This window comes from Hwanghaeella sp. 1Z406 (assembly GCF_048892425.1).
In the GTDB taxonomy this organism is placed as follows: domain Bacteria; phylum Pseudomonadota; class Alphaproteobacteria; order UBA8366; family Aestuariispiraceae; genus Pacificispira.
Window position 1 is genome coordinate 580,082 of sequence record NZ_JBLZHU010000002.1, and the last position, 22,315, is coordinate 602,396.

General features: G+C 56.4%; 20 protein-coding genes. 17 read left to right on the plus strand and 3 right to left on the minus strand.

Annotated elements, in window-relative coordinates; translation table 11 throughout:
- Positions 1-8: 8 nt before the first annotated feature.
- The gene (locus ACOSDR_RS07125; protein ID WP_420730789.1) at positions 9-377 is read left to right on the plus strand and encodes a carboxymuconolactone decarboxylase family protein; all 369 of its coding nucleotides are present in this window, start codon (positions 9-11) and stop codon (positions 375-377) included.
- On the opposite strand, the gene ACOSDR_RS07130 is transcribed toward ACOSDR_RS07125, so the two are convergent.
- Positions 367-990: a DJ-1/PfpI family protein gene (locus ACOSDR_RS07130; protein WP_420730790.1), complete on the minus strand. Its 624-nt coding sequence runs from the start codon at positions 988-990 to the stop codon at positions 367-369. The two genes, ACOSDR_RS07125 and ACOSDR_RS07130, sit on opposite strands and share 11 nt — an antisense overlap.
- Positions 991-1,339: 349 nt before the next feature.
- On the opposite strand from ACOSDR_RS07130, the gene ACOSDR_RS07135 reads away from it, so the two are divergent.
- The 10 genes from ACOSDR_RS07135 to ACOSDR_RS07180 all read left to right on the plus strand — a co-directional run bounded on the left by ACOSDR_RS07135 (position 1,340) and on the right by ACOSDR_RS07180 (position 13,633).
- Positions 1,340-1,840: a sigma-70 family RNA polymerase sigma factor gene (locus tag ACOSDR_RS07135; protein ID WP_420730791.1), complete on the plus strand. Its 501-nt coding sequence runs from the start codon at positions 1,340-1,342 to the stop codon at positions 1,838-1,840.
- A gap of 118 nt (positions 1,841-1,958) precedes the next feature.
- The gene (locus tag ACOSDR_RS07140) at positions 1,959-3,020 is read left to right on the plus strand and encodes a FecR family protein (protein WP_420730792.1); all 1,062 of its coding nucleotides are present in this window, start codon (positions 1,959-1,961) and stop codon (positions 3,018-3,020) included.
- Positions 3,021-3,244: 224 nt separating this feature from the next.
- Positions 3,245-5,623, plus strand: a complete 2,379-nt coding sequence (locus ACOSDR_RS07145; protein WP_420730793.1) for a TonB-dependent siderophore receptor — start codon at positions 3,245-3,247, stop codon at positions 5,621-5,623.
- A gap of 490 nt (positions 5,624-6,113) precedes the next feature.
- Positions 6,114-7,694: a PepSY-associated TM helix domain-containing protein gene (locus ACOSDR_RS07150; protein ID WP_420730794.1), complete on the plus strand. Its 1,581-nt coding sequence runs from the start codon at positions 6,114-6,116 to the stop codon at positions 7,692-7,694.
- Between the two features lie 10 nt (positions 7,695-7,704).
- Entirely contained in the window at positions 7,705-8,259 is a 555-nt protein-coding gene (locus ACOSDR_RS07155) for a hypothetical protein (RefSeq protein WP_420730795.1), read from the plus strand.
- 340 nt (positions 8,260-8,599) lie between these two features.
- Positions 8,600-9,607 (plus strand): ornithine cyclodeaminase family protein, encoded by a 1,008-nt coding sequence (locus ACOSDR_RS07160; RefSeq protein ID WP_420726271.1) that lies wholly within the window; start codon positions 8,600-8,602, stop codon positions 9,605-9,607.
- Between the two features lies 1 nt (position 9,608).
- Positions 9,609-11,120, plus strand: a complete 1,512-nt coding sequence (locus ACOSDR_RS07165) for an aromatic amino acid lyase (RefSeq protein ID WP_420730796.1) — start codon at positions 9,609-9,611, stop codon at positions 11,118-11,120.
- A complete protein-coding gene (locus ACOSDR_RS07170) occupies positions 11,113-12,045 on the plus strand; it encodes a glutaminase (RefSeq protein ID WP_420726273.1) in 933 nt (310 codons plus the stop codon). Before ACOSDR_RS07165 ends, ACOSDR_RS07170 begins: the two co-directional genes overlap by 8 nt.
- A 225-nt stretch (positions 12,046-12,270) precedes the next feature.
- On the plus strand, positions 12,271-12,735 hold the full coding sequence (locus ACOSDR_RS07175) for an Rrf2 family transcriptional regulator (protein ID WP_420726274.1): 465 nt from the start codon (positions 12,271-12,273) through the stop codon (positions 12,733-12,735).
- The gene (locus tag ACOSDR_RS07180; RefSeq protein WP_420730797.1) at positions 12,725-13,633 is read left to right on the plus strand and encodes an NAD(P)/FAD-dependent oxidoreductase; all 909 of its coding nucleotides are present in this window, start codon (positions 12,725-12,727) and stop codon (positions 13,631-13,633) included. The genes ACOSDR_RS07175 and ACOSDR_RS07180 overlap by 11 nt, the downstream gene beginning before the upstream one ends.
- Positions 13,634-13,765: 132 nt before the next feature.
- Here ACOSDR_RS07180 and ACOSDR_RS07185 read toward each other — a convergent pair whose 3' ends face one another.
- Positions 13,766-14,347 (minus strand): cupin domain-containing protein, encoded by a 582-nt coding sequence (locus ACOSDR_RS07185; RefSeq protein WP_420730798.1) that lies wholly within the window; start codon positions 14,345-14,347, stop codon positions 13,766-13,768.
- Positions 14,348-14,496: 149 nt separating this feature from the next.
- Between ACOSDR_RS07185 and ACOSDR_RS07190 the strand changes: the two genes are divergently transcribed.
- Both ACOSDR_RS07190 and ACOSDR_RS07195 read left to right on the plus strand, forming a co-directional pair.
- Entirely contained in the window at positions 14,497-15,774 is a 1,278-nt protein-coding gene (locus tag ACOSDR_RS07190) for a 4-aminobutyrate--2-oxoglutarate transaminase (protein ID WP_420730799.1), read from the plus strand.
- A gap of 172 nt (positions 15,775-15,946) precedes the next feature.
- On the plus strand, positions 15,947-16,495 hold the full coding sequence (locus ACOSDR_RS07195; protein ID WP_420726278.1) for a MarR family winged helix-turn-helix transcriptional regulator: 549 nt from the start codon (positions 15,947-15,949) through the stop codon (positions 16,493-16,495).
- 92 nt (positions 16,496-16,587) lie between these two features.
- Here ACOSDR_RS07195 and ACOSDR_RS07200 read toward each other — a convergent pair whose 3' ends face one another.
- Positions 16,588-17,862: a Rieske 2Fe-2S domain-containing protein gene (locus ACOSDR_RS07200; protein ID WP_420730800.1), complete on the minus strand. Its 1,275-nt coding sequence runs from the start codon at positions 17,860-17,862 to the stop codon at positions 16,588-16,590.
- A gap of 155 nt (positions 17,863-18,017) precedes the next feature.
- Here ACOSDR_RS07200 and ACOSDR_RS07205 point away from each other — a divergent pair, with 155 nt between their 5' ends.
- The 4 genes from ACOSDR_RS07205 to ACOSDR_RS07220 all read left to right on the plus strand — a co-directional run bounded on the left by ACOSDR_RS07205 (position 18,018) and on the right by ACOSDR_RS07220 (position 22,294).
- Positions 18,018-18,953, plus strand: coding sequence for a PDR/VanB family oxidoreductase (locus ACOSDR_RS07205; RefSeq protein WP_420730801.1), 936 nt, complete (start codon positions 18,018-18,020; stop codon positions 18,951-18,953).
- The gene (locus ACOSDR_RS07210) at positions 18,943-20,148 is read left to right on the plus strand and encodes a Gfo/Idh/MocA family protein (protein WP_420730802.1); all 1,206 of its coding nucleotides are present in this window, start codon (positions 18,943-18,945) and stop codon (positions 20,146-20,148) included. The genes ACOSDR_RS07205 and ACOSDR_RS07210 overlap by 11 nt, the downstream gene beginning before the upstream one ends.
- On the plus strand, positions 20,145-21,137 hold the full coding sequence (locus ACOSDR_RS07215; RefSeq protein WP_420726282.1) for an ABC transporter substrate-binding protein: 993 nt from the start codon (positions 20,145-20,147) through the stop codon (positions 21,135-21,137). The genes ACOSDR_RS07210 and ACOSDR_RS07215 overlap by 4 nt, the downstream gene beginning before the upstream one ends.
- 161 nt (positions 21,138-21,298) lie before the next feature.
- The gene (locus ACOSDR_RS07220) at positions 21,299-22,294 is read left to right on the plus strand and encodes a TAXI family TRAP transporter solute-binding subunit (RefSeq protein WP_420726283.1); all 996 of its coding nucleotides are present in this window, start codon (positions 21,299-21,301) and stop codon (positions 22,292-22,294) included.
- Positions 22,295-22,315 lie beyond the last annotated feature (21 nt).

The window sequence follows — 22,315 nt, forward strand, 5'->3', positions numbered from 1 at the left end:
GAAAGACCATGGATGAAGACCTGTTCAAAAAGGGACTGGAAAAACGTCGCGCGACGCTGGGGGCGGATTATGTTGATAAGAACCTGGCCGCCGCAGATGATTTTACCCGCCCGTTTCAGGAGGCGATGACCGCCTGGTGCTGGGGCTTTGGCTGGGGTGATGAGGTGATCGACGCCAAGACCCGTTCTATGATGAATCTGGCGATGATCGGGGCGCTTGGCAAAATGCACGAATGGGAAATCCATTGCCGGGGCGCGATCACCAATGGGGTCTCAAAGGACGAAATCCGGGCCATCATCCATGTCGTTGGCATTTATTGCGGCGTGCCCCAGGCCTTGGAATGTTTCCGCACCGCCCAGAAAGTCTTCAATGAGTAGCGGCAGCCTGTTGAACTGGCAGGAAAGGCTGGACCGCTGTAATGGCGCGCGCCACATAGTCTTCTTTCTGTCCAACAGGCGCGACATAGTGGATCGCTGATGCCGCCGCATCCTTTCCAGCGGCCCGCATCAGAATCCAGGTCGCCAGATACTGGGATGCCAGGCATCCCCCCGCTGTCGCGATGTTACCATCGGCATAGAAAGGTTGATCCAGAACCTCTACGCCGGCCTCGATCACCCAAGGCTTGGTGGTCAGGTCGGTGCAAGCGGGCCGGCCCCCCAACAATCCTAATTTCGATAACAGCAGCGTTCCCGAGCATTGTGCGCCAATCAACTGACGGGTCGGGTCCAGCTGGATTTGCGCCAACAGGGCGGCGTCTTTTGCGATGTCGCGGGTTTTCATGCCGCTGCCGATCAGGACCGCATCGGCCTGTGCAGCAAATTCCAGCGGCTTTTCCGCTTGAATAGTGACGCCATTCATCGAGGTGACGGTTTCTGAAGGGCAGGTGATAAAAGCTTTCCACCCCTGTGGTCGCATCCGGTTCAATATGCCAGCCGCGATGAATGAATCCAATTCATTGAAGCCATCAAATGTCAGCACCGCGATTTGCATGGCCATCTCCCTTACCAATGGTTCTCGTCGGTAAGCAGGCTAGGGCGGAGTTTTCATAGCGGCAATCGCTAGAATGTCACCATTACAATAAACGCGCGCCGTCCCGCAGAGTTACCGAACGCATTCTTATGTCAGCCTGGAAATGACTTTTCACCTATAGCAGGGTAAATGACAGATATTACTCAGGAGTCACGACCCAAAGATGTGTTGCGGCAATGATGCTAACGGGTTAGACAATATTAAGAATCATTCGCATCTGGACCAGGCCTCTTGCGTCGCGGCAATGACCTGAAACCCGACCATCGTGTCCCTCTTGGTCCAGAAGGAGCCAACGGCATTGAGCCAGGACATGACCCATCTGACTCTTTTTGTGACGCATCGTCGCGCGCTTGTGAACTATGCCAGCAGCATTGTCGGCACCCGCGCGCAGGCAGAGGATGTGGTGCAGGAAGCCTGGCTTCGTTTTGACGATGCCTCCAAGGGCCGCCTTCTGGAAGACGCAACCGGTTATCTTTACCGGATTGTCCGTAATCTGGCGCTGGATGGCAGGCGGCGCATGAAGCGCGAAAACCAGTATATCTCAAACGATGATTACGAAGCGACGGTCGAGGTGTGTCAGGATGGCGTCCCCACGCCGGAAACGGTCGCCCTGTATCGGGACGAATATGCAGTGGTCATGGCCGCCCTGGCGGAATTGCCGGAGCGCACCCGCATCGCCTTTGAAATGCACCGGTTCGGCGATGCAAAACTGCGCGAGATTGCGGTCGCCCTGAACATCTCTCTTCCCTTTGCGCACAGGCTGGTCGCCGATGCCCTACAGCATTGCAAGGAGCGGCTTGGATGGTCATAACCATCTCCATGTCAGGTATTTTTGGAGAAAATGCGGGGCCGAATGCGTTGTATGTATAGAACGCCTCTCGACGATCATGGACGATCTGTCCTGTTTCGATCAGGGTTAAGGGTATGGCATGGCTGAGAACAAATTTTCCGGTGAAAAACAGGCGTCGCGGGAAGCCACCGAATGGATGATCCTGCTGAAGGACGACCCGGATGATGCCGCTCTGCACACCGCATTTGAGGCCTGGCTGAGTAAGTCCCCGGTTCATGTTTCCGCATGGCAGGATATGCAACGCGCCTCTAAGGCTATGGACAGGGCGGTGCCGGTCTTTGCGGATAAATGGCAGCCAATGCTGGCAGATATGCGCGGTGAAAGGGGAGGCCCGTCTGTATCGACCCCCGTCTCACAGAATGCACGCCCGGAAGCCTCGCGTTTCGCCTCATATCTTGGAGCTAGGCATATCGGCCGTCGCCAGGTCGTGGCATTTGGCGCCGTTGCGGCCGCGGCCTGTCTTATGCTGGCAGTCGTTGGACCTGATCTGTTGCGGAATTTGCGCTCGGACTATGCGACCGGCACGGCGGAAACCAGAACCGTGCGCCTTGCGGATGACAGCATGGTAACCCTGGCCCCGGAAAGCGCGATTTCCGTTGTCTATACGCCCGGTGACCGGCAAATCCGGCTTCTGGCGGGAGAGGCCTATTTTGATGTGTCACCCAACCCGGACCGCCCGTTCCAGGTGGGGGTTGAGGCCGTCACTGTCACCGTGCTTGGGACCGCCTTTGATGTGCGGCGGGGCGCGGATGAAACAGATATTGCAGTTTCACATGGCGTCGTGCGCGTGGACACGGCGGCGGTCAATCCCCCCGTGACTGAAACTCTAACCGCGGGACAGGCCGTCCGCATCAGTTGGTCCGGTCACAGTAAGCGCGGCGATAGCCCGGTGCAGCAGGTTGCAGCATGGCGCCAAAACCAGCTTATCGCCCGCGACGAGCCATTGGGCATCGTCGTTGATCAATTACGCCGTTATTACACCGGCAAGATCATCGTCACCGATGATGCCCTGGCCGCGCAATCAGTCACTGGTGTTTATAACCTCGCCGATCCGGTGGAGGCGCTGCGCGGGATTGCACGGGCCCAGAACGCCGTGGTCCGGCGCATCACGCCTTGGCTTGTCGTGGTTTCCAGGTCCTAAAGGCGACGGATTTTTATATTTTTTCAGAAAATTCAAACTTTTTTGAGAAAACCCCTTTCTGCCGACGTTCCCTCTATAGAGACGATATTGCGACGCATTCTCAATATTTGACTGTGTGCGGTTGCTATCGAGATGACACTTAAAGGCGGAGATTTGGTGCGATGGTGGGGGTGAATAAAACGGCATGCGTTGGCAATCGGGGAAAGGTTCTGGCCGCCGCGCTGATGGTGACAACGGCTCTGGCGACGACCCTTGTCGTTTCCCCGGCACTGGCACAACAAGCCATGGCAGCGACGCCCAAAGTTGCCCAGCTCCAAGGCGAGCAAAACTTTGACATTCCGGCCCAACCCCTGACCGACGCCCTGGTCGCCTTTGGCCAACAATCCGGCGTCCAAGTCACGGTCGACGGCACAGTGGCACGAGACGTCTCCGCCCCCGCCGTGCAGGGCATAATGACAAGCGAGCAAGCCCTCCGCCAACTCCTCGCCGGCAGCGGTCTCACTTACACCATGTCGGGATCGACTGTCGCCATCGAAAAACTTGCACAAGGCAAGGACGGGACAATTGTACTGGACCCCGTCACCGTAGAGGGTCAGGCGGAATCGGCCTATGGCCCAGTCGAAGGGTATGTCGCTCACCGCAGCGCGACCGGAACAAAGACAGATACGCCATTGATCGAAGTGCCGCGGTCCATCTCCGTAATAACTGCAGACCAAATATCTGACTTGAACATCCAATCGGTTGATCAATCACTGCGCTACACATCAGGCGTAGCGACAGAACAACGTGGCGTGGATCTGAGCCGTTCCGATTTCGTGATAAGGGGGTTCTCCGGGGATACTTACGTCAACGGAATGCGGGGCGAAACCGGGTCCTACGCTTTTGCAAACCATGAAGTTTATGGTTTCGAACGCGTGGAGGTACTCAAAGGACCAGCATCGACACTATACGGCTCAGGCAACCCTGGAGGCATCGTCAATCTTGTCACCAAACGCCCAATGGACGAGTTTCATTCGGAAGTTGGTGGAGAGGCAGGAACATTCAGTCAGCATGGCGGAAAGTTCGACATTGGTGGGCCGATCGATGATGCAAAAAACCTCCTAGTTCGTTTCACAGGTCTGGTTCGAGATGGCCATACGCAAATCGATTTTACAGACGACAAGCGACTCTACCTGGCTCCGGCTTTCACCTGGAATCCGTCGGAAGACACAACGTTCACTATTCTGAGCAGCTATCAGAAAGACGACACGGTAGATGCACAATTTTTGCCAGCTTCTGGCACTCTATTTTCAAATCCAAATGGAACCATTTCGTCAAACCTAAACACCGGGGAACCGGATTTCGACAAGTTCGTAATCTCGGAATACTCCCTTGGATACGATCTTAATCATCATATTAATAGTGGTTGGGAAATTAACCATGACCTGAGATACACCCATTCCGATTTGAACTATAAAGATGTTTATTCTTTGAGATTCCTAGCAGACAATAGAACGCTGCAGCGGCGCGTGTTCGTGGCAGATGAAAATAGTTGGTCATTGACCACCGATACAAATACGCAAGTTCGAGCTGACTTCGGCCCCACCTCTCATACGATGCTCGTAGGAGCGGACTACAAGAAAACAGCATTAGCGCAAGTCTTTGCTGATGGCGCCGCGCCTGGCCTCGATGCGTTCTCCCCAGTCTATGGACAGTCGATTACGGTACCATCACCGTATCTGGACCAAGATCAGGATTCATACCAAGTCGGCGTCTACGTTCAGGATCAAGTAAAGTTCTATGAAAAATTTATACTAACGTTTGGTGGACGACATGACTGGGCGGGGATTGACACTACTAACAACTTCTCCGGCTCAACCACGCGACAGAGGGATTCTGCGTTTACCGGGCATGCGGGACTAACCTATCTCTTCGGCAACGGAGTCGCACCCTACATCAGCTATGCGGAGTCATTCGATCCGATTGGCGGAACTGACGCAGGCGGAAATCCGTTCGCGCCGACCACAGGTACGCAGTATGAGATTGGTGTTAAATTTCAACCAGAAAACTCGAACACTCTCGCCACAGTTTCTCTGTTTGAGTTAACTCAGAAAAATTTGCCGACAGCGGACCCCAACAACCCCGGCTTTCGTACACAGACTGGTGAAATAAGATCTCGAGGTGTAGAGCTGGAAATTAAACATAACGTTACAGAAGAATTGAACCTGACAGGCGCATATAGCTTCACCGACGCTGAGATTACAAAGAGTAATGATGGAACACTAGGATTTCGCCCTTATGGAGTTCCAAAGCACCTGTTTTCTATCTGGGCAGATTATTCAGCGCAAAGCGGTGCGCTGGATGGCTTCGGTCTTGGTGCAGGCTATAGATATGCAAGCTCAACGCTCGACAGCTCAAATACGCTGACGGTTCCGGGCTACGGAATTTTTGACGCCGCTCTACATTATGACGTGCCGAATGGAACGTTCGAAGGTTTCCGACTGTCCCTCAATGCGGCCAATCTACTCGATAAAGAGTACATATCAACGTGCAGAAGCAGTGATAGAAACTGCTTCTTCGGGAGCCGCCGGACAGTCACAGCAAACATCACATACCGCTGGTAATAAGATATGGCGAGCCAAGAAGTGGTATGGCGGGCCGGCGTGATAGCCAAACCTTTCCGATCCCTAGATTACCTTCGCAGGGCCGTCGCAGCCCATCCGACCATTATCCGCTGGTTGCTAGCCGGTCCGGGAGAGGTGGTCGCAGCGTTGCTGATCACGATGTCGATGCCTGTTTGGTTTCCGCAAGGCGTGGCCGGAGTGAACCATGTCGCTTGGCCGACGATCTTGGCGCCATTGGTCTGGGGGCTGCTGTTCACGTATGCATGCGTGGACGAAAACCTACTCCGTTGCGCCACGATAACGGCCGGCATCATCGCTGTATGTGGTTTGCTAAGCGTATTCGCCATTGCGGGATGGGTGTGATGATATCCTCGCTCAGCCACCCCTCTTACCGACCTTCTCACTTGGATCAAGGGAGGAGAGGATCGACGCAATGCTCGATCCAATTCCTCTTCCATTCCAGGGAATGGGGTCGAGAAAGAGGCTACTCATGACTGCTTTCACGCAAACGCAGTTGAAACGTCTGATGGCTGTGCACGGTTGGTCCGGAACTGTCCTTGGACTGCTGCTCTATGCCGTCGTATTGACCGGCATCGTAGTTGTGTTCGCACATGAACTAGAGGTGTGGTCCATCGGTGGCACGAGCCATTCACATCCATTTGGTCCGGGCCTGGACGCCAAGGTACGGCCTTTCATCGACAAGATGAGCAAGGGCTATCAGAGGGAGATCAGTATCAACGACGGCATTCGCGGCGAATTAACCGTGTTCCCGCACGCCAACGTGCTGAACTCCGCCACTGGTTGGAATGAGGCTTATGGGAGCATGTTCATCCTCAATGCAGACACGGGTGAACTGCTCCAGAGGCGCGACGGCTTCGTCTACCACGACACCCATTGGTACGTCGACAGCGCGCTTGAACACTTCTTAGTCGATCTACATGTCCAATTGTATGTGCCCTCGCCTTGGGGATTGATTTTGACAGGCGTGCTGGGGCTTCTGATGATCTCAACTGGGATCAGCGGTTTGATCTTGCATCGGCACATGATCCGCGATCTGTTCGTTCCCGAACGTAGTGGACAACGGCTTGTGTCATTCCGCGACCGCCACGTACTAGCAGGTACTTGGGGCCTTATCTTCGCTTTTCTTCTTGGATTCACAGGAGCGTACTTCAGTTTTTCGGGGACGGTAGTCTATCCGCTACTGCTCGAGACCGCTTTCGGCGGCGACCAGGACAAGGCGAGCGAAACGCTATACGCGCCACTGGTTATGTCGGATCCAAGCTCTGCGCGGCTCGCAAGTCTGGATGAAATGATAGCCGACTCGACCATGCGTGCGGGTGCGCCTGTTAATTTCATCTCGATCAAGAACTACGGACGCCGAGATGCTGTGGTGCGGATATATCACCCAGCTCCGTCTGGTGAACTAGTCTACAAGCAGACCGTCTATGACGGCACCACGGGCGCGTTCCAATATTTCAAACCAGACGTTGGCCGGCTACCGTCTAGCGGGTCATTGATCAATGGACTGATGTGGCCCCTGCATACCGGTGATTTCGCCGGCGTGCTGTCGAAAGCCGTTTGGGTTGGGTTGGGTTCCGCCATGGCGTTCGTGGTGATCTCGGGCCTCCGGCTGTGGGTGCGCCGGCGCGAAGACGAGCCCCTGTGGCAGCGCTTCGGGCGTGCGGTGACCGTCGTCGGCTACGGTCTCCCGGTAGCCATGCTCATGTGCGCCTATGCCTACTTCCTGGCGCTCGGGGCAGCGGCGGATGAATTTTGGTGGACCCCGGCCGGCTTCCTGATCGGGCTCACACCGGGCGTGGTGCCGGGGTTCGTGGCGAGGGACGAAGACAGCTTGCGCCGGTTCTATCGTCTTCTTTTGGGTATCGGCCTGATCCTGCTGCCTGTCGTCCGAATGGCGACCGGCGGCCTCGACTGGGCGACCGCCATCGCTCAGGGTCAAGGCACCGTGCTGTCGGTCGACCTGACGCTGCTCCTCTTGGGGGCGGGCCTTGTGTGGTGGGCACGGCGGATGCACGCGCTTCCGACACCCGAACCGACACCGGCGGAATGACGGAGGATACATGGATACCCTCACCGTCATCGCCGGGCTTTGTATAAGCACAGCCGTCCTCGTCTATCTCGCCCATACGGACCCGAAACGTCGGCGCGTGTTTGGTCGTCCCCCATACGAGAAGCGCAGACGGGTGTGGTCGTCCCTCTTCATCCTGTCGGTGCCGGGCATATGGCTCCTGATGTCGGGGAACGGTGCCGGATTCACCATCTGGCTGGGCGGGCTAACCGTCGTCGGCTGGGGAGTCGCCGCCACAAACCCGGCGCGCGCCGAGGCGTGGCGCGCAACAGCCCAAGCCTGTTTGAACAGAACAGGCCGCATCACCGTTCTTGGCTGGTCGAGCTTCGTTTCGGCCGCGCGGAGCGCTCGTGCGGTCACCGTATTCCTTCGAGACGGCACCGAACGCATAGCCGCACTGGAAGCACGGATCAATCAACTGGAATCCGAGGTTCAAAGAATAAAATCTGCGCCGCAACGCCTCCAAGCCATCGATGTCGAGACCAGTGGCCGAAACACACTCAAGGTTCAAGAACGATTACTCGGTCGCGAGGCAGTGGGACAATGACCTTTTCCTTGTGCGTTTATCCATATCTTCCGTCAACAGAAGCGTCAGAGCGGGCGCACTAGGGCAAAAAGTTGTGACACCTCGCATTGGGATTTCGGCTTTGGCCGGTTGACCCGCTTGGTCGTCACGCAGCCGGCACGCCAGCCAAATCGCCAGCCAGCCTGCTGCCCCTTTACTTCTTATCGGTCCGGTTTCTGCGCGTGCTTTCCTTCCCGATTGTGATGATCCGGTCGGATCATCAAAACCGTCAAAAAAATATCGCTGATCACTTTGACATGACGATGATTTCGTTGCTTTCTAGCGCTTGCGAAATCAACGTATGGCAATTTAGGGATTTGGTATGGCACGGCATGAGATTGAGTATCTGGGCAAGGCGGACATTGATGCGATTGCGCTGACGGATGAGGAAATACTGGCGGCGATTGAACAGGGATTGATCGCAGCCGGGCAGGGCAAAACAGTGATTGAACCCCGCATGCATCTGACGCCAGACCCCGCCTTTAATGGCCATTTCAACGTGCTGCGTGGTTATGTTGAGCCGCTGGGCTATGCCGGGGTGAAGATCGTCGGCGATTATGTCGATAACTATAAGCAGGGACTGCCGTCGGAACTGGCGCTGCTGAATTTGTTCGACCCTCGCACCGGCATGCCAAAGGCTGTGATTGATGCTGCCGGGATCACCGATATGCGCACGGGCGCCTTGACGGCGCTGGGCGCGAAATGGCTGGCACCGAAGAACCCGCGCGTGCTGGGTCATGTTGGGGCCCGTGGCACGGCCTATTGGAATGTTCGTCTGTTGGATCATCTGTTTGATTTCGAAGAAATCCGCGTCCATTCCCGCCGCAAGGAAAGCCGCGATGCCTTTGGCGAGAAGCTGAGCCGGGATCTGGGCAAGAAAGTAATCGTCACGGAAGATTGGGAAACCTGTCTGAAAGACGCTGATATCATGATCGAAGCCACCCGGCTGAACGAACCTACACCGATGTTTCAGCGGTCCTGGGTCAAGCCCGGCACGCTGGTCGTTCCCTATGGCACGATGAGCAGCCTGCCGCTGGATTTCACCGACGGGTTCGATAAATTCGTGATGGATGATCTGGGTCAAATGCGGGCCGGAAGCCTGGGCGCGCTGCGCCCGCAAATCAATGCCGGGAAGATCACAGAAGAAAGCTTTTATGCGGAAATCGGTGAAATTGCCGCCGGCCTGAAGCCGGGCCGTGAGTCCGATGAGGAGACGATCCTGTTCTGGCATCGCGGCATGTCGACGGGTGATATCGCGCTGGGGGCCGCCATTCTGGAAAAGGCCCGCAAAATGGGTGTGACGCAGAACCTGCTCTATCGGGAAGACTGATATGACCCCGCTGGTTCTGGATGGCCGATCCCTTACCATTGAAGACCTGGCCCAAGCAGCGGTCATGGGGCGCCTGCTGGATCTGGATCCGGCGGGCCTTTCAGAGATGGCAAGGGCGCGCGGCCTGATCGACCGGGCGATTGAGGATAAGGTTCCGGTCTATGGCGTCACTACGGGCCTGGGCGCGCGGGTGACAGAAGTCCTGGATGCCAAGACCCTGGCGGATTTTTCGCAACAGACCCTGCTGGGTCGCGCCCATGCAGTGGGGCCGCCCGACCGGGTGGAAAACATCCGGGCCAGCATGATCGTGCGGCTGAATACACTGCTGAAGGGGTATTCCGGGGCCAGTCCCGCTGTTGCCCATCACTTACTGGCCTGCCTGAATGCGGGGCTGACGCCGGTGGTGGGGTCCTTGGGCTCCATCGGGGCGGCGGATCTGATCCGCAATGCCACGATCGGCCTGTGTCTGACCGGGCAGGGGGAAATGCAGAACGCTGATGGCAAGACTGGACCTGCCGTACAAATGATGCGGGACCATGGCATAGAGCCGCTGGTTCTGGGCCCCCGCGATGGGCTGGCCCTGGCCAATCACTCAAGTTGTGCCGCTGGCGCTGCGGCCCTTGCCGTGTCACAGGCGGAAACCGTCTTCGATGCACTGCAAACAGCCGGGGCTCTGTCGATGGAGGCGTTTCGCGCCAATCTGGCCCCGATCTCCGACGGTGTTTTGGGAGCAAAGCCCCTGCCGGGCCAAAGCCGTGCCGCGGCGGACCTGCATGCGAAGTTAAAAGGCAGCCTGTTGTATCAGGAAGGAGCCGCCCGGCGTTTGCAGGATCCGATCTCTCTGCGCAACATTCCCCAGATCCACGGGGCGCTGGCGGCTGCGCTGGATGTCGCGCGGATCACGGTGGAAATTGAACTCAACGGGTCCAGTGACAATCCGGTGACATTGCTGGCAGAAGATCGGATCGTGTCGGGCGGGGCCTATTTCACCGCGGAACTGACTCACGTTATTGAAGCGATCAGCCGGGCTTTCGTGCATGTCACGGTGGCTCAGGTCGCGCGGGTGTCAAAACACTTAAATCCGGTATTCAGCAATCTACCGACATTCCTGGCAAAATCGCAAAGCGGATCCAATGGTTTTGCGCCGGTGATGAAGGTTGTGGAATCGCTGCTGTCGGAAGTGCAGCATGCGGCGCAGCCGGTCGCCCTGTGGCCCAGCATCAATGCCAATGGGGTGGAAGATTGTCTGACCAATTCTCCCACGGCGGTCAGCGCGTTGGCACAGGTGGTTGACCATGCAAGAATGTTGACGGCGATTGAACTGATCGTCGCGGCCCAGGCGGTGGAGTTGCGCGGCGCAGCGGATCAGATGGGCCCCTGGCTGACCGCCAGCCTGGCGCGGATTCGCGAAACCTCCGCCCCCTTGGTAGATGATCGACCGCTTGGGGGGGATATTATGACGCTGGCGCACCGCATCGCGACCGGCGATCTTCAAGGCCCCAATCGTGAATGACCTACAGGGCATAATCGACCAGATCGTCACGGATATGCGTGCCATCCCAGATCGGGGGAAGGTTGCAACCTATATTCCAGGGCTCGCCAGCGCGGACCCGTCCCGTTTCGCCATCGCCGTAGCGACCGCACAGGGGGAGATGCTGACCGGCGGCGATGCCGATATCGGTTTCTCTATCCAGTCAATTTCCAAGGTCTTCTCGCTGACCCTGGCGCTGGGCAAGATTGGCGATCACCTATGGAAGCGGGTCGGGCGGGAACCGTCTGGCTCTGCCTTCAATTCCATCGTTCAGTTGGAACGGGAACAGGGCATTCCCCGCAATCCCTTCATCAATGCCGGGGCGATTGTCATCAATGATGTCAATCTGGCCGGCCATCATGCCAAGGAAGCGATTGGCGAGATCATCCGGTTCATGCGGTATCTGTCCGGCGACGACACCATTACCATAAATGAGGAAATTGCTAAGTCGGAAGCAGAAACGGGCTTCCGCAACATCGCATTGGCCAATTACATCCGCGCCTTTGGCAATCTGGAAAATCCTGTGGACCGGGTATTGGGCACCTATTTCCATCAATGCGCCATAGAGATGAATTGCCAGCAGCTTGCCCTGGCAGGGCGGTTTCTGATGCTGGACGGGCGTCATCCTGATGGTGGCTATGTCGTGTCCCAGGCCAGGGCGCGGCGCATCAATGCCCTGATGCTGACATGCGGGCATTACGATGCATCGGGCGATTTCGCCTTCCGTGTCGGTATTCCCGGGAAATCCGGTGTCGGTGGCGGCATTCTGGCCATCGTTCCCGGCAAGGCCTCCATCGCCGTCTGGTCGCCTGGCCTGAACGAAGTCGGCAATTCCAAACTGGGCACCATCGCTCTGGAACGCCTGTCCACCGCCATGAATTGGACCGTTTTCACTGCAGATCGGTGAGGAGGTTTGTTTCTCCGCTACTCCTGACTTGATCCGGGGCTTAGGGGCGGCTGTCATGATCTATGTGAGTTGCCCTGGACTCCCGCCAGCGCGGACGTGACGGAATTCTTATTCTGCATATCTCTTATCCTTAGGAGCGACTGCAAGTCAGGTGCGTTGCGGAGCGGGCTTGCGAAAATACAATTTCTCTTTGACTTCTCCGTTTCACGTAACATATAAAGTCACATGAAACGCAATAGCAAACTGTCAGGTGTTCTTCACGTCCTGCTGCACATGGCCGAAGCAGATGGTCCGGTGACATCTGAAGCCATGGCGCGGGCAATGAACACGAACCCCGTCGTCATACGAAGGATATTGGCGGGATTGCGTGATCGCGGGTTTGTCCGGTCCGAGAAGGGGCATGGTGGCGGCTGGACAGTCGCCCGGCCACTTGCCGCAATCACCTTGGTTGATGTTTACGAAGCGCTCGAAAAGCCTGAACTCTTCGCCATGGGTAACCGGACAGAAGCGCCGGGATGCCTTGTCGAGCAGTCGGTGAATGCCGCGCTCAACGACGCTTTCCGCGACGCCAAGGCGCTGCTACTTGAGCGGTTTGGCGCGGTGACGCTGGCGCAACTCAGCGCTGATTTTCACGCTCGCATAGTGGCAAGCGGGATAACTATTGATCTGGAGACCATTCATGCAACTTGATGCTATTGTCATAGGTGGAAGCTTTGCCGGGCTTTCCGCAGCCATTCATATCGCCCGAGCGCGACGATCCGTCTGCGTTATCGATGCGGGCAATCCGCGCAACCGCTTCGCGGCGGAATCGCACGGCTTTTTCGGCCATGACGGCCATGATCCCCGCGTCATTATCAACTCGGCGCGGACACAACTGCAACACTATCCGAGCGTTCAGATGATTGCCGGAGAAGCCGATGGCGCCCGTCCGGTGCCTGGCGGGTTCGAAGTCGCGGTGAGTAATTGCAAAACGCTCACGGCCTCCAAGTTGGTTCTTGCCTTTGGCGTTTCCGACGTGTTGCCAGACGTGCCTGGCCTTGCCGAGCGCTGGGGCAAGAGCGTGCTTCACTGTCCCTATTGCCACGGCTTCGAATTTGCTGGAAAGCGCCAGGGTGTTTTGTATTCGGCGCCGATGTCGGCACATCAAGCTCAACTCATCGCCGATTGGGGGCCGACGACCCTTTATCTCAATGGCAATGAAATGCCCGACGAAGAGATACAGGCAAAGCTGGCGAAGCGTGAAGTCTTGATCGAGGCGGCGCGCATTGACGCGCTTAAGGGTGACAGTGGGGGGCTGTCCGCTCTGCTTCTTTCGGATGGGCGGGAGGCACTGATCGACGCGTTGTATCTCGTCCCAAATTCGCGCCTTAACAGCCATATCGCTGAACAGCTCGGCTGCGCTTTGGATGAAGGGCCATTGGGCACGATGATCCGCACGGATGAGAAGAAGCAGACAACAGTGGCCGGTGTCTATGCCGCGGGCGATATTGCACGCGCCCCGCATAACGCAAGCTGGGCAGCGGCCGACGGCGTGACCGCCGGTGTTTTCCTGCACCAGTCGCTCGTGTTCGAGCCGCTCGCTGCTTGAATATATGCGTTAGATCGAACAGGCGGTTGAAGCATGCAATTCTTTGCGGGATCAGATCCGCTCGCAGCGTCCTTTATGGCGCGTGTATGCACGATTTTAAAGCGCCGCCGGCAGCTCGTACTTAACGTTTGATCAAAATGTCGGAGGGGTGCAGGCGCTGACGATGATGCAGGGGGTGTTGCCTGGATTGCGGAAACGGTGGGCCAGGCGGCTGTTGAACAGATAGGCGTCGCCTGTGTTCAGCAGCCGGGTTTCACTGCCAACTGTGATTTCGATTTGGCCGTCAATGACGATGCCAGCCTCCTCTGCTTCGTGGCTGTATAATTCCGGGCCGGTATCGGCACCGGGTGGATAATGTTCATACAGCATTTGCAAGGCGCTGGTGCCAGCCCCGCCAACTTGTAAGAAGCTGATCGCCTTGGCGGCTTCTGGCGGGGCGCCGCGTTTGATCTCTGGATTGATTTCGCCAAGCTCGGCGCGCGTGAAATGCCATTTCACGCCATCAGCCGGGGTCTCTTCAAAAAAAGCGCCCAGAGAGATTTTCAGGCCGGACAGGATCTTTTTCAGGGTTGCGACAGAGGGGCTGGTGCGGTTCTGTTCGATCATGGATATCATAGAGCCGGTAACGCCCGCCACTTGCGCCAGTTGCCGTTGCGAAAGGTCTTGGGCCTCGCGAAAGGCCTTCAATCTTGCACCGATATCCACGTCACGCACCCACTCTCTCCTTCTTGCATCCTGTCCCTAAGGTGATATTGCGGACGGACCGCCTCGGTGATAAATATATTGAGCAATTGTTATGCAATGTCGACTGTGAATTTCGACGCGGGGCATTCTAAACCCTCGAAACCCAAAGGAATGAAAGAATGCAGAACAAGGATATTGAAGCGCGGCGTGTAGATGCAATTTCGCGCGGGGTCGGTGTGATGACACAGATCTATGCAGAGCGCGCGGAAAACTCAGAAATTTGGGATGCGGAGGGCAATCGCTATATCGATTTTGCATCTGGCATTGCGGTGCTGAATACCGGCCATCGTCACCCCAAGGTGATTGAGGCAGTAAAGGCGCAATTGGATCGTTTCACCCATACCTGCCACCAGGTCGTCCCCTACGAGAATTATGTGACCCTGGCTGAGCGATTGAATGCGCTGGTGCCGTCGTCTGAACCGATGAAGACGATATTTGTCACGACCGGGGCGGAAGCGCTGGAAAATTCCATCAAGATCGCGCGGGCCTCAACCGGACGGAATGCGGTGATCGCCTTTACCGGCGGGTTCCATGGCCGGACCTTTATGGGCATGGCTCTGACGGGCAAGGTCGCCCCTTACAAGCTGGGCTTTGGATCGATGCCCGCAGATGTATTCCATGCGCCATTTCCGGTTGAAATGCATGGTGTGACCGAAGCGGATTCAATGGCGGCCCTGGATAAGTTGTTTAAGGCGGATGTTGATCCAAACCGGGTCGCAGCGATTGTGATTGAGCCAGTTCAAGGGGAAGGCGGCTTTTACGTGGCCCCGGTCAGCTTCATGAAAAGCCTGCGCGCCTTGTGTGACCAGCATGGCATTCTGTTGATTGTGGATGAGGTACAGACCGGCTTTGCCCGGACCGGTAAAATGCTGGCGGTGGAGCATTATGGGATCGAGCCGGATATGGTGACCATGGCGAAAAGCCTGGCGGGTGGTTTCCCGCTGGCAGCCGTGACCGGCAAGGCGAAGATCATGGATGGCCCCGCACCGGGCGGTCTGGGTGGCACTTATGGCGGCAATCCGTTGGGCATCGCCGCGGCAAATGCGGTTCTGGACGTGATTGACGAGGAAAAGCTGTGCGATCGCGCCAATTCGCTGGGCCAGCGTTTGAAACAGCGCCTGGAAAGCCTGCGGGACTCCGTGCCGGAAATTGTCGATATCCGGGGGCCTGGCTTTATGAATGCGGTTGAGTTCAATGATGTGAAGACCAACCTGCCCAGCGCCGATTTTGCCAATCGGGTTCGCGCCAAGGCATTGGAAAAGGGCCTGATCCTTCTGACTTGTGGTGTTCATGGCAATGTCATCCGCTTCCTGGCGCCGATCACAATTCAGGATACGGTTTTCAGTGAGGCCCTGAATATCCTGGAAGAGTCGATCAAAGAAGCCCGCGTTGCGTAAAGTTTGACGGCAAGGACCTGCAGCATCCATCCAATCGGATGTCTGCTGCAGGTCCTTTTCTTTTACGTCCATTCTTCGATATCTAAGCTTGTTTCGCCGCAAAAGTGTATGATACTGAGCTTATGGGCCTTTTTGCGACTCGCGCGGTAGAAACAGGAAAACTGGAAACATTATGACCGATGATATCGACGCGGCAGCGGCGCTGAAAGCAGGTGTCACCCCGGGGGGCGAGGCGGAGCATCTGGCCCAGGATCGTATGGCGCATCTGGTACGATATGTGGCGCGTGGCGTGACGCGATCCCTGCAATTGCGTCTAACGGATCATGGGGTGCAGTTTGGTGGCTGGGTTTTCCTGCGCATCTTATGGGAACAGGATGGATTGTCCCAACGGGAACTCAGTCAACGCGCGGGTCTGATGGAACCCACCACCCATACGGCCTTGCGTAAATTGGAAGCGCTGGGCTATCTGACACGTAAACATCCCCCCGGAGATCGAAAGCGGTTGCTGGTATACCTGACCCAGGAAGGCAGGGATGCCCGCAAACTTTTGCAACCCCTGGCGGAGGATGTGAATGAAACCTCTTTGCGGGGGTTGAGCGAACAGCAAATTGCAGATTTGCGCGCTGCGCTTCTGGTGATGGCGCGCAATCTGGATGAAGACGAGGCCGCTGCCTTGCGCGACGGCGTCTCCGTCCCAGCCACCCGCAGCCACGCTGTTTAGACGGCGTTTGGCGCCTTCCTTTTTGACGAGGGGGCGGCTCTGTTTTCTCCCTCCCCTCAAGGAGGGAGGGGTAAAATATGAAATCTCGGACTTTATTCGGCGGCTTGGCTTTCCCGGGCGACCTTGGTGCGCCAATCGACCTCTTTGGGTATGACCTCCTGATAGGATTGGACGCCTTGCAGGGTGGCACCGACGCCAAAGGCTTCGCCGGTTTCGGCCATGACTTTGGCGGCATCGACCATCAGGCGACGGAATTCCACAATTGCCATGTCGGAAGCCCCCAGAATGTCCTTGCTGCGATCCACAATGGGACCCATGCCGACCCACATCGCGATGTCCTGATTGGGAATACCGGGAATGCCGGTGAAGCTATCATCGCCGCGCATTGCGTCGCGGTCCTGCAGGAAATTGTTATCCAATGTGCGGATCGGGGACCAGTCAGGATTTAAATCCACCCCTGGAACCGCATGGCAGAAGCGTCGCCATTCGTCGGTCGGGGTGCAGGTTTCCGGATTGCCCCAGGCGATGAAGTAAAACATCGTCGTCGTATCATCGACCGGCACATTCACGCTGGCGACATTGTAAATATTGTTGGGTGGAATAAGGGAAACAAAGGGGGCCAGATATTCCGTGACCCGAATGTAATTGTGGGTGGCGGCATTCTTGATGGGCCGACGAATGGCCGCATAGTGAAAGCCATAGGGCGTCCGTTCGATCTGGAGTTTTGGAGATTTGTCGGTCGAGGGACGATACCAGCTTTTATCATCCGCTTCCGCGCCACCGACCCGCGCTGGTTTCATATCAGAATAATGCAGAGAGGAGGAATGAGCGGAATCGATCTGTCCTTCCTGAATTTGCGCCCAATTACAGGGGATCTTGATTTTCAGAATGCTGACCTGTGCAGATTTATCGGCCGCGAAGGGGGGCGGTTCAAAGGCAGGCATGGCGTCGCGGGGCCCCAGATAAGCCCAGACGAATCCCCCGCTCTCTTCCACCGGGAAGGCCTCATGCTTTACCTTTGTCTTCAGGGCGCTTTCAGGCGGCTCCGACGCCATCTCCTGGACGGTGCCTTCCACATCGATTTTCCAGCCGTGATACAGGCAGCGCAGGCCACAGTCTTCATTGCGACCCAGCGCCAGCAATGCACCGCGATGCGGACAATGCCCGTCCAGAACCCCCAACCGACCGTCGCTGTCCCGAAAGGCGACATATTCCCGACCCAGGATGCGCAGCCGCACAGGCGCGCCATCTGGCTCTGCAACTTCTTCAGACATGCAAACAGGAACCCAATGGCGGCGCATCAACTGTCCCATCGGGGCGTCATTTTCGACCCGACACAGCAGATCATTTTCTTCTGATGTTAGCATCTAGTGTCCTCCAAATTTTTTATTATTAGATATCTAAGAAAAACTAGCGCAATCGAGTCTTTCCGTCTAGAGTGTTTCTAAGAGATGAGGAAACGCATCACCCAAAATGAGGTGATACGCCATAAAAACAAATAGTTACGGATGGGCGTTCTGGCATGATGGATTTGGTGATCCGCGGCAAACGGGAAATTGCCGAGGGCATTTGGGAATTTGAACTGACCGCTGCGGATGGGTCAGGCCTGCCGCCTTTTACGGCGGGCGGGCATCTGTCGTTGGAAACACCCAGCAAGGCGATGCGGCATTATTCGCTGAGCAATATCCCCACAGAACATCACCGTTATGTCATCGCGGTAAAACATGAGCCAGACAGTCGGGGCGGGTCCCGGTCGATGGTTGAAGAGACCGAGATTGGTTCCACGTTGAAGGTAGATCAGCCAGGCAACGACTTTCCCCTGGTGGACGCACCAAACTATTTGCTGATTGCGGGCGGGATCGGCATCACCCCAATCCTGTCTATGGCGCGCCAGTTGAGTGCCGAGGGAAAACCGTTTCAGGTGATCTATTGCACACGTTCCGCACATCAGGCGGCTTATCTGGACGTGCTGCATTCTGATGAGATTACCGGGGAGGTGATCATTCATCATGATATGGGTGACCTGGATCAGGTCTATGACTTCTGGGATCATTTTGAGCGTCCATCGAACACGCATATCTATTGCTGTGGTCCGAAGCCCTTGATGGAAGAAGTGCGCGGCATGACCGGGCATTGGCCGGAATCTGCGGTTCACTTCGAAGATTTCAAACCGGTCGAAGTTGTGCGCGCCGATGATGTGGCCTTTCAGGTTCATCTGTCCAAATCCGGCAAGACCCTGACCGTGCCGGCAGACCGCACGATCCTTGAGACAGTGCGAGAGGCTGGCGTGTCTGCCGTCAGTTCCTGCGAAAGTGGCACCTGCGGTACCTGCAAGACACGCTACAGCGCCGGGACAGTTGATCATCGCGACATGGTTTTGATGCCTGAGGAAAAATCATCCTGCATCATGATTTGCGTATCCAGGGCCAAAGAAGGGGACCTGACCCTTGACCTGTGATCCACCGATCCGGCTGGGCGTGGCGGGTCTGGGCCGCGCCTTTATGCTGATGCTGCCCAGCTTTGAAAATGATCCCAGGGTGGAATTGGCCGCCTGTGCGGCCCCTCGGGAATCGTCACGCACTGCATTTGTGCAGCGCTTTGGCGGGGCTGCCTATGACAGTGTTGAGGCCTTGTGTGGAGACCCGACACTGGATGCGATCTATATCGCAACCCCGCACCAGATGCATCGCACCCACGCCACTTGCGCGGTTATGGCGGGTAAACATGTGCTGCTCGACAAGCCGTTATGCGTCACTCTGGAAGATGGGGAGGCGATTGCCCAGGCAGCAGAGCGTGCCGGAAAGATTGTCATTGTCGGGCCCAGCCACAGCTTCGACGCGCCGGTCCTGAAGGCGCGCGCTTTGATTGACAGCGGCAGCCTGGGTCAGGTGCGCATGGTGCATGCGTTGAATTACACGGATTTTCTGTATCGCCCCCGCCGACCGGAAGAACTGATGACATCGGAAGGGGGCGGCGTGATCTTCAGTCAGGGCGTGCACCAGATTGATATTGTGCGCTTATTGGCAGGCGGCATGGTCTCCACCGTGCGGGCGACAACCGGACAATGGGATGATAAACGACCCACCGAATGCGCTTATTCCGCCCATTTGACTTTTGCGCAAGGGGCGTTTGCCAGTTTGACCTATTCCGGTTTTGCCCATTTCAACAGTGATGAATTCTGTGACTGGATTGGGGAATTGGGCCATGACACCGATCCCACGGCCTATGGCAAGGCGCGCAAGGCGTTGCAATCGGTCCAAACGCCCCAGGATGAAATCCGTCTGAAAACAGAGCGCACTTTTGGGGCCTCTCCAGACCCGGCTGTTCCGGCCCATAATGAACATTTCGGAACGATTTTGGTCAGTTGCGACGGGGCCGATTTGCGTCTGACCCCTGATGGAGTTTGGGTCTATGGGCATACACAGAGTGACTTCTTATCAACCCCTTTGGATGCCATCCCCCGCAAGGGTGTGATGGAGTCTCTGGTTGCTGCGGTTCGGCAATCACAGAGCCCGATCCAGGATGCCAGATGGGGGCTTGCCAGCCTGGAAGTGTGTCATGGGATACTGCAATCATCAGAAGCTGGCACAGATATTCGCATGCACCATCAGGTTCCCGTGCGCCGCACAGAAGAGAGGAAAAATCAGATATGAGTAAACTACAGCTGTCCATCGCGATGGGGGATTATGACCGAACCCGTGCGATTTACGACGGGCGCGTGCAGATCGATGGTGTTGATCCTGTCTGCATGTTGCAGGTTCCAGAAGAAATGTTCTTCCGTGCCTTTCGGCATCAGGCCTATGATGCGTCGGAAATCTCTTTTTCCTCCTATGTTGTCAGCCTGACGCGGCCCGACCCCCATTACATCGCCATTCCGGTGTTCCTTTCGCGGGCCTTCCGTCATACGTCGATCTATATCAATACGACCAAGGGCATTAAGACGCCGAAGGATCTGATCGGTAAGCGCATCGGAATCGCGGAATATCAATTGACCGCCAATGTCTGGGTACGCGCGATTCTGGAGGATGAATACGGTGTAAAACCCTCTGACGTCCAATGGGTGCGGGGTGGCATGGATACAGCGGGTCGCCCGGAGAAACTGAAAATTGACCTGCCCGCAGATGTAAAGCTGGAGCAGGCGCCTGAGGGGGCGACCCTGAACCATATGTTGGCGGAAGGGGAGATCGATGCCTTCGTCGGTCCCCGTTGGCCGCGCAGCTTTAACGAAGGCGACCCCCGTGTTGGGCGCTTGTTTGAAGATACTGTTGGGGTCGCGGAAGAGTACTACAAGCGCACACAGCTGTTCCCGATCATGCATTTACTGGGATTGCGCCGATCCTTGGTCGAAGACCATCCCTGGCTTCCGGGGGCGTTCCAGAAGGCCTTTACCCAGGCAAAGGCGCTGTCGCAATCGGCCTTGGATGATACATCCGCGACTAAGGTAACCATGCCGTTCGTGGAAGATACGCTGCAACGGGCCAGGGCACTAATAGGCCCGGATTTCTGGTCTTACGGCACCGCGTCAAACTACAAGGTTTTGGACTATTTCCTGGAGCAACATCACCGCCAGGGCTTGTCACCAAGGCGTGTGACGGTCGAAGAGTTGTTTCATCCATCAACCTACGAGGCCTACAGTTTGTAGGGGGAGGCGTTTGGTAAATTGACAGGCCTAAAAAAGCCAGCCTACAGTAATAATTAGATATCTAATAATATGTCCGTCGGAAGAACCGATGGCGATGGAGCTGACCGGATACTCCGGCAGCAAATAATAGCCCGGATTACGGGCTCAATTGGGAGGATAGAATGAGAAAATCCATCAAAACGAGTCTGCTTGCACTATCGGTTGTTGCTGGGGCGGCGCTGGCATCTGCGCCGGCCAATGCGGCCTATAACCTGACCTTATGTGGCGCCAGCCCTGGGGGCCTGTGGTCTCTGTTGGGTGCTGGTGTCGACAATGCAGTCAAGGCCGCATTCCCTGGTTCGACGGTTACCTATCAAACCTCTGGCGGCGGCTTTGCCAATGTCGTGCAGTTGGATCAAAAGAAATGTGATATCGCCATCATTCATGATGCTGAGGTGAAATCAGCGCTGGCGGGGGCCGAGCCTTTCAAGGCCCCGGTCGATTCGATGCGGACCCTGGCGGTTATGTATACCTGGGCACCGATGCAATTGTTGGTGAACAAGGACTATGCGACCGAGCATAACATCAATACGATGGAAGACATCGCGACCCAGAAACTGCCGATCCAGATCCTGTTAAATCGAAAAGGTAATGTGGTCAGTGATATTGGGGCGACGATGCTGACAACGGTGGGTGCGTCTCCTGAAAACATTGAATCCTGGGGTGGCGGTGTGACCTATGCCGCGTCCAAGGAACAGGGCGAATTGATGCGTGACCGTCGGGCGGATGCAATTCTGAATTCTTTGTTCGTGGGTCATGGGTCGATCCGGGAGCTGGCTTCCGCAATTGATCTGAAGCTGGTGCCGGTTCAAAAGGAAACGGCTGATGCCGTTGCCAAGGAATGGAATATCAGTGAATTCGTAATCAAAGGCGGTTCCTATCCCTGGGCACCGGACGATACGCTGACGGTGACGGTTTCCGCCCAGCTTTTCGTGCGGGAAGACGCGGACCCCAAGTTGGTCGAGGATTTGGCCACAGCGTTGGCCGATCATGCCGATCAGGTCAGCAGTGTTCATAAAGCGATGGGGTCTTTGGATGCCAAGCTGATGGCGTCTGGAACGGCTGCGCCGTATCACCCGGCCGCCGCTGCTGTCTTTAAGGCAAAAGGCCTGCAGTAATCTAGATAGGGACGTCTGCAC

Coding starts and splice junctions, on each gene's coding strand:
- ACOSDR_RS07130 (WP_420730790.1), bottom strand. CDS start 990: ATGCAAATCGCGGTGCTGACATTTGATGGCTTCAATGAATTGGATTCA.
- ACOSDR_RS07125 (WP_420730789.1), top strand. CDS start 9: ATGGATGAAGACCTGTTCAAAAAGGGACTGGAAAAACGTCGCGCGACG.
- ACOSDR_RS07195 (WP_420726278.1), top strand. CDS start 15,947: ATGACCGATGATATCGACGCGGCAGCGGCGCTGAAAGCAGGTGTCACC.
- ACOSDR_RS07175 (WP_420726274.1), top strand. CDS start 12,271: ATGAAACGCAATAGCAAACTGTCAGGTGTTCTTCACGTCCTGCTGCAC.
- ACOSDR_RS07220 (WP_420726283.1), top strand. CDS start 21,299: ATGAGAAAATCCATCAAAACGAGTCTGCTTGCACTATCGGTTGTTGCT.
- ACOSDR_RS07165 (WP_420730796.1), top strand. CDS start 9,609: ATGACCCCGCTGGTTCTGGATGGCCGATCCCTTACCATTGAAGACCTG.
- ACOSDR_RS07160 (WP_420726271.1), top strand. CDS start 8,600: ATGGCACGGCATGAGATTGAGTATCTGGGCAAGGCGGACATTGATGCG.
- ACOSDR_RS07140 (WP_420730792.1), top strand. CDS start 1,959: ATGGCTGAGAACAAATTTTCCGGTGAAAAACAGGCGTCGCGGGAAGCC.
- ACOSDR_RS07200 (WP_420730800.1), bottom strand. CDS start 17,862: ATGCTAACATCAGAAGAAAATGATCTGCTGTGTCGGGTCGAAAATGAC.
- ACOSDR_RS07155 (WP_420730795.1), top strand. CDS start 7,705: ATGGATACCCTCACCGTCATCGCCGGGCTTTGTATAAGCACAGCCGTC.
- ACOSDR_RS07215 (WP_420726282.1), top strand. CDS start 20,145: ATGAGTAAACTACAGCTGTCCATCGCGATGGGGGATTATGACCGAACC.
- ACOSDR_RS07190 (WP_420730799.1), top strand. CDS start 14,497: ATGCAGAACAAGGATATTGAAGCGCGGCGTGTAGATGCAATTTCGCGC.
- ACOSDR_RS07150 (WP_420730794.1), top strand. CDS start 6,114: ATGACTGCTTTCACGCAAACGCAGTTGAAACGTCTGATGGCTGTGCAC.
- ACOSDR_RS07145 (WP_420730793.1), top strand. CDS start 3,245: ATGGTGACAACGGCTCTGGCGACGACCCTTGTCGTTTCCCCGGCACTG.
- ACOSDR_RS07135 (WP_420730791.1), top strand. CDS start 1,340: ATGACCCATCTGACTCTTTTTGTGACGCATCGTCGCGCGCTTGTGAAC.
- ACOSDR_RS07205 (WP_420730801.1), top strand. CDS start 18,018: ATGATGGATTTGGTGATCCGCGGCAAACGGGAAATTGCCGAGGGCATT.
- ACOSDR_RS07180 (WP_420730797.1), top strand. CDS start 12,725: ATGCAACTTGATGCTATTGTCATAGGTGGAAGCTTTGCCGGGCTTTCC.